Genomic DNA, 6,783 nt, shown 5'->3' on the forward strand with positions numbered 1-6,783 from the left:
GCTCCGTCTTTTATATCTCTTAGCACGGGTTTTATGGAGGCTAGTTTTATTTTTGGGATATTCAAATATTCAAACATACCTTCAAAGACGTTAAGCCCTCGTATTGCTAATATTTTTGAATCCGCATACTCGGATTGCGAGTATGTACCCTGTGTCATATCTGGTGCATAACCAAGTATAGTTTTGGTTATTTTATATTTTACTTGATCTTCGATATCGTCTTTCCTTGGCCTTTTTGAATGCCCCATTAAATTTTTTAAAGTGTCTTGATATTCGATAAAATTCCTGGAACACAGATACTCATCAATCGCGTTAGCAAAATTTCCCCTAAGTCTATGGACGCTTACCGTATTATCTTTTATTACCTTATCTATTTCGGCATTGAGAGCTTTGGATAAAGTTCCTTTATTTGAATATACTTTTTTAATTTTTGCAATCCAATCGTATTTGTAGAGATCTTTCAATAATGGATGTAAAGGCACATTTCTATAAAACACCTTTCCGGCACCTTGCTTCGCAGTTTTTACCTTTAAAAACGGATGATTGCAATCCGTGCAAAAACTATCTTTATTTAAATTATAAAATTCCTCCGTTCTTATGCCAGTTATTAGTAGAAATCTTAAACAATCTAGTAGCTCTTTTCGTATGCCGCTATTTTTACCGCTAAATAATTCTTTTAACTCATCGAGAGTAAAATTTCTTTTATACGTTACGTTTTTATTTACCCCGTGGTCAGTAAGTTTTTCAAACGGATTATTATTTACTTGCTTTATTAATACTATATAGTCGAAAAAAATTCTTAACCTACCTATTATATTATTTAATGTTTTTTTGCTTATTGTTTTACCTTTCTCATCTTTTTTTGTAAATATATGGTTTTGAAATTCATCTACATCTAATTTTTCAATCTCGTATATTTTATTTTCCTCCATATATTTAATTAGCCGGTTCACGTCTTTTATGTATCTTAGCCTTGTTTCTTGCGTGTATCCTCGTTTATCGCATTCGCGCTCTATAAATTTATTGCATATGGTCTTCAAATTTATACTAATTTCTAGCTTTTGGTTTTTCGGTAAAAGCTCTTTTTGCTTTTTCGGTAATTTTTTAAGCGTTTCGCTCTCTAAGTACCCTGCAATATTGTCTGGTACAAATCGGTTATTGATAAATCTGCCGCCTTTTACTTTTTCATCCGTTAAAATGCCGTACTTTATTACTTCTTCGGGTATATCGTAATTTTTAATATCTATTACGCTTGTTTTTGGCTCATTTTGCACATCAAGTTCGTTAACCGAATTCATGACGCTTTGAATTTTTATTGCAGTATCTTTGAAAACGACTTGAACGTAATATTTGGTAGGCATTGAGTCGTTTAATTTTTTTAAAATATCCGCTCTTTTTAGCCATTTATCTTTGTCTTTTGTATTTCTGGCATAATTCTTTACGCAATAGTCCATATCTCTCTCAAGCCGCTCCTTATCTAAGGTGTTTCCGATAAAGCCCATCTTGATATTGTCTGTTTTGTTTATAAAAGCCTTTTTTACGCCAGAGTAAAACCCAGAAAGCCTACCGAAGTCCACGTTTTTCTCGTCAAGTAAATTTAAAATCTCTTTCTTTATATTTCACCTCTTCTTGCCAAATTATACATAACTAGCCAAAGATATTCAATAGAATTTCATCGCTAGAGATTGGAAAATGCATTTAATCCATCCATTGCTTTTAATTTTGCCTTTAGCGAGATATCCTTGGCGTATACGTCTGTTGCTAGATCGGTAGCGTGCCCGAGCAGCACCGAAGTAACATCCGTAAAACCATTTTCTAAGGAGTAATTTTTAATAGCGGACGCAAAATTTGCCCTCAGTCTATGAAAGCTTACGTTGGAGTCCGGTAAAACGGCATGAATATGTTTATTAAGCCTTTTTCCAAAATAATTACAATCGCTTTTGCCTCTTTTTATTTTCGTTAGCCACTTTATATCGCTTAGACGATATATATTTTTATGTATCGGCAACTCTCTAAATTTAACGTCTCCGCCTTTTTGCTTGGCAGTTTGAACTTTGATAAATTTAATTCCGTCTCGCTCGCTTACGCTACTTTCATCTAAGCTCCAAATTTCGCTAAGCCTAAGTCCAGTATGCAAGGCAAACGCCATATAATCTTTAAGCTCCTTTTTATCGGTCTTAAAAATCTTAGCCAGTTCGTCCATGCTAAAATTATCCTTCGGCGATTTTTGATCTTTGGAAATTTTAAACGAACTTAAAAGCTTAAACGGATTTTGAGATATAAGGCCTATTTTTATAGCGTAGTCGAACATTCTACTTGCGTAGCACGTGTAGTTATTGATGGTCTTTTTGTTAAGCTTTTTATTATTTAAGAGATGTAATTGAAAATCCTCGCAGTCCTGATAAGAAATTTGGGTTATCTGCTTGTGCTTAAAATAAATGTCGAGCGCTTTGGCTACCCTCTGATAGTATCCGGCATTTTTACTATTTGACTTCTTGCTTTCGTTTTGAGCGTATCTGAATGCTATATCCGTAAATTTTATCGATTTTTGCGTTTTCTTTGGCCTATGGTTTTCTTGACATTCTTTTTTATCGACCAACATATCGTTGTCGGCTTTGGTAATCCCATAAATACCCGATATAACTTTTTCAAATATTTCTTTATATTCGGTCGTCGATAGTCGATGCGATTTATTTTTAATATTTTTCTGAATGTTGCGTATCTTGTATCTTAACGGTAAATCAATAAATTTTTTGGTTTGAACAGAATTACGTCTATTATCGGCTTCGTTTTTAATTTTTAAAGCGATGGCTTTGGCTTCAAACTCATTGTCTGTAAACAAACAATACTTGACGGTGATAATTTTATCATTTTTCAAGGCTTTATCGAAATAGTAGTAGCTTGGTCTATTTTTGATTCGAGTTATTAATTTAGAAGTCATTACAAACTCCTAATCTAATAAGCAAGCGATGTAACAGAAATCCAAATTTGGTGTAACAAAATAAAATCGTCCGAAATTTAAGACAAAAATATGATGATATAAACTGCTTAAAAATGCTGAAATACAAGTATCTAAAGATATATTTTAAGAGTGGTTGTGGCCGGGAGATAGGGATTCGAACCCCAGGAGGCTTTCACACCTCAACGGTTTTCAAGACCGCCGCTTTCGACCGCTCAGCCATCTCCCGAATTAAAGATTTGTGATTATAACCAACTTTGCTTAAAATTTACTATAATCTATAAAATTTACTCTGTTTTTTCTTTAATATATGTAGCTCCATCATTTATCTTTTCTTTGGTCCATTCTTTAGCATTATGAGTATCTTCTTTTACACCATGCCAAGTATTTGAACAACCAGCTACAAAAAAAGCTATACAAGCTACTAAAAATAAATTTCTCACTGTTATTCCTTCGAGTAGTTATTTTTGAAGTTTGGAGGCGACACCCGGATTCGAACCGGGGATCAAAGCTTTGCAGGCTCATGCCTTACCACTTGGCTATGTCGCCGTTTCGTGGTGCCCAGAGCCGGACTTGAACCGGCACGGAAGAAAATCCGAGGGATTTTAAGTCCCTTGTGTCTACCATTCCACCACCTGGGCGTTACGTCTAAAATTTGGAGCGGGAAACGAGATTCGAACTCGCGACCCCAACCTTGGCAAGGTTGTGCTCTACCCCTGAGCTATTCCCGCGGTTTAAAGAGCGCAATTTTAACCAACGTTTGCTTAAAATTTTATTTTGTTTATTCGAATTTCAAAATTTTATAAGCGTTAAAAAGGTAAAATGCCAAATCTTTTGGGGTTATAGCTCAGCTGGGAGAGCGCTTGAATGGCATTCAAGAGGTCGGCGGTTCGATCCCGCTTAACTCCACCATAGTAAATTTATCCAGAAAAATATTCGTGTTCGCCGAATTTAGCCAAAGGACGACGATGAACCATCCCATGCGGGAATATCGCTAAAAATAGCCTAAAATCCAAAATCGCTAATTTAATAAAACTTGCGGCTCATTTAATAGGAAACGAATATTACAAATTTCACTTTTCATTACGCAAATCGGGCTGTCATCCGCCTTTAAATCTTCTCTGCGAGCGTTTTTGAGATTAGCTTGAAAATTTTTTACTCCGTAGGCCATACGTTTGGTTTTTGGATTAAAATTTTGGGGCGAAACGTTCAAAACTATCTCAAAAACGACAAGCTTATAATGCGAATATTTAAAAATTAAATTTAAAGGAATCAAAATGATAAAAACTTACGTTACGGGTTTTCCGCGAATCGGAGAAAAAAGAGAGCTAAAACGCGCGCTAGAAGGTCTTTGGAGTAAAAAAGAGGGTTTTAGCGAGGAGAATTTGCTAAGCGTCGCTAAAACGCTAAAAAACAGACACTGGCAATATCAAAAAGACGCCGAAATTTCGGCTATCAGCGTAAACGATTTTTCGTTTTACGACTTGATGCTAGACGCCATCGTGGCATTTGGCGCGGTACCGCCTAGATTTGCGAATTTAAGCGGATTAGAGCAGTATTTCGCCTGCGCTCGCGGCAACGAAAAAGGCGTAGCGATGGAGATGACTAAGTGGTTTAACACGAACTACCACTACATCGTGCCCGAACTTAGCGCCCAGACGTCGTTTAAACTTGACGCGTCAAAAATCATTAACGAATACGAAGAGGCAAAGGCCGCCGGCGTAAAAGGCAAGATAAATTTAATCGGCCCTATCACGTTTTTAGCGCTTTCAAAGACCACCGACGGCAGCTGCGCGCTTTGCCATTTAGACGCGCTAACGGCGCAATACGTCAAGCTTTTAGATCAAATTTCAAAGCTAGATGGCGAAATCCTAGTCCAGCTAGACGAGCCGATATTCGTAACTAGCAAGGGCGACGCGCTAACGGATAAAATCGCGCCCGTCTACGAGAAGCTAACCGCGGCCGCAAGCAACGTAAAAATCGTTTTTATGACCTATTTCGAACACGCGCTAAAAGCCGTGGGCGAAGCGCTAAAAACTAAAATTTACGGCATCGGGCTTGATTTTGTCTACGGCGAGAAAAATATCGAGGCGCTGCCTGCTATCGCAAACTCCAACGTGAAACTTTTCGCCGGCGTCGTAAACGGCAGAAACGTTTGGAAAAGCAACATCGACGAGCGCGTAAATTTCGTCAAGCAAATAGCGCAAAAACTAGGCGGCAAGGACTTTTACGTAGGATCTAGCTGCTCGCTGCTCCACGTGCCTTTTACTCTAAAATACGAAGAAAAGCTAAATCCCGAGGTCAAAAGCTGGCTAAGTTTCGCCGTTGAGAAGCTAAGCGAAATCGCAATCATCGCAAAGCTCGCAAACGGCGCGGCTCTAAACGAAAACGAAGCCAAAATTTACGCCGAAAATAAAGCCAGCGCGAACTCCCGCGCGAATTCGACTCTCATCCACGACGCCGCCGTTCAGGCTCGCGTTGCGAATTTAACCAAATTCGAGCGCGAAGAGAAGTTTGAAGACCGCATCAAAATCCAGCACGAAGTCCTAAACTACGGCGTCCTGCCGACTACGACGATAGGTAGTTTCCCGCAGACGGTAGAGCTTCGCGTTCTGCGCCAAAATTTCAAAAAAGGCGAGATCAGCGAACAACAATACAACGACGGCATCAAAAAATACATCGACGAGTGCGTGAAATTTCAAGAAGACGTCGGACTTGACGTGCTAGTCCACGGCGAGCCGGAGAGAAACGATATGGTCGAGTATTTCGGCGAGCAGATCAAAGGCTACGCGTTTAGCGAAAACGGCTGGGTACAAAGCTACGGCAGCCGCTGCGTGAAGCCGCCTTTGCTTTTCGGCGACGTGAGCCGTCCAAAAGCTATGACGGTCGAGTGGATATCCTACGCGCAAAGCCGCACGAAAAAGATAATGAAAGGAATGCTAACGGGCCCGGTAACCATCCTAAACTGGAGCTTCGTGCGCGACGACAAGCCGCGAGCCGATATCGCTAAGCAGCTTGCTCTATGCATCTACGACGAGATCGCCGATCTGCAAGACGCGGGCATAAAAGTCATCCAAGTAGACGAAGCCGCGTTTAAAGAGGGCTATCCGCTACGCGACGAAAATATCGGCGCATACGAGAAATTCTCGGTCGATTGCTTTAAGCTCTCGGTCGCTTCGGCTCGCGCGCAGACGCAGATACACACTCATATGTGCTACTCGGAGTTTAACGACATCATCAAGACCATCGAGGCGATGGACGCCGACGTTATCAGCATCGAGACGGCTCGCAGCGGCAACGAACTGCTAAAAATCTTTAAATCCGTGGGCTACAAACAAGAAGTAGGCCCGGGTATCTACGACATCCATAGTCCGCGCGTACCGAGCGTCGACGAGATGGTCGCGCAGATCAGGGCGCTGCTAGAAGTACTGCCTAAAGAACAACTCTGGATCAACCCGGACTGCGGCCTAAAAACCCGCAAATGGGAAGAGGTCGAGCCGAGCCTAAAAAATCTCGTGCAAGCCGTCAAAATCGTGCGAAATTCATAAATTTAGAGCTTCGCTTAAATCTCGCCGCCTTTTTGCTATCTAGCAAACGGGCGGCGGTTTAAATTTAGCGGCTTTGCGCTAGGCTGATTTCGCCCTTTTTTGGTGTGAATTTATCGCGGGTTAAATTAGGCTTAGATTTTGCAAAATTAAGCTCGTAGCAAAGCAAAATTTGCGGGATTTTGGCTAAAAGCAAACTAAGTTTTCTTCCGTGCCGCAACCGTAAATTTAGCCGCAAACACCGCGTTTTCTACATATTAAATTTGGAAATTTCATGCT

Annotated in this window: 4 protein-coding genes and 5 tRNA genes; 2 read left to right on the forward strand and 7 right to left on the reverse strand. The window is 40.2% G+C overall.

Going from position 1 to position 6,783, the window contains the following annotated elements:
• From QZ147_RS07595 to QZ147_RS07625, 7 genes are all read right to left on the reverse strand, one after another.
• A partial coding sequence (locus QZ147_RS07595) for a phage integrase N-terminal SAM-like domain-containing protein (protein WP_295148894.1) occupies positions 1 to 1,577 on the reverse strand: 1,577 nt, incomplete at its 3' end.
• 101 nt (positions 1,578 to 1,678) lie between these two features.
• Complete coding sequence (locus QZ147_RS07600; RefSeq protein WP_295148896.1) at positions 1,679 to 2,941, reverse strand: phage integrase SAM-like domain-containing protein; 1,263 nt, start codon at positions 2,939 to 2,941, stop codon at positions 1,679 to 1,681.
• A 157-nt stretch (positions 2,942 to 3,098) separates the two neighbouring features.
• Positions 3,099 to 3,188: transfer RNA gene (locus QZ147_RS07605), tRNA-Ser, on the reverse strand.
• A gap of 58 nt (positions 3,189 to 3,246) precedes the next feature.
• Positions 3,247 to 3,402 (reverse strand): hypothetical protein, encoded by a 156-nt coding sequence (locus QZ147_RS07610; RefSeq protein ID WP_180998589.1) that lies wholly within the window; start codon positions 3,400 to 3,402, stop codon positions 3,247 to 3,249.
• Between the two features lie 32 nt (positions 3,403 to 3,434).
• Positions 3,435 to 3,508 (reverse strand) — tRNA-Cys (locus tag QZ147_RS07615).
• Positions 3,509 to 3,514: 6 nt separating this feature from the next.
• Positions 3,515 to 3,600 (reverse strand) — tRNA-Leu (locus QZ147_RS07620).
• A gap of 15 nt (positions 3,601 to 3,615) precedes the next feature.
• Positions 3,616 to 3,690: transfer RNA gene (locus tag QZ147_RS07625), tRNA-Gly, on the reverse strand.
• 105 nt (positions 3,691 to 3,795) lie between these two features.
• Here QZ147_RS07625 and QZ147_RS07630 point away from each other — a divergent pair.
• Both QZ147_RS07630 and metE read left to right on the forward strand, forming a co-directional pair.
• A tRNA-Ala gene (locus QZ147_RS07630) sits at positions 3,796 to 3,871 on the forward strand.
• A 365-nt stretch (positions 3,872 to 4,236) separates the two neighbouring features.
• On the forward strand, positions 4,237 to 6,507 hold the full coding sequence (gene metE / locus QZ147_RS07635) for a 5-methyltetrahydropteroyltriglutamate--homocysteine S-methyltransferase (RefSeq protein WP_295148898.1): 2,271 nt from the start codon (positions 4,237 to 4,239) through the stop codon (positions 6,505 to 6,507).
• Positions 6,508 to 6,783 lie beyond the last annotated feature (276 nt).

This window comes from uncultured Campylobacter sp., from assembly GCF_905371695.1.
Classification (GTDB): domain Bacteria; phylum Campylobacterota; class Campylobacteria; order Campylobacterales; family Campylobacteraceae; genus Campylobacter_A.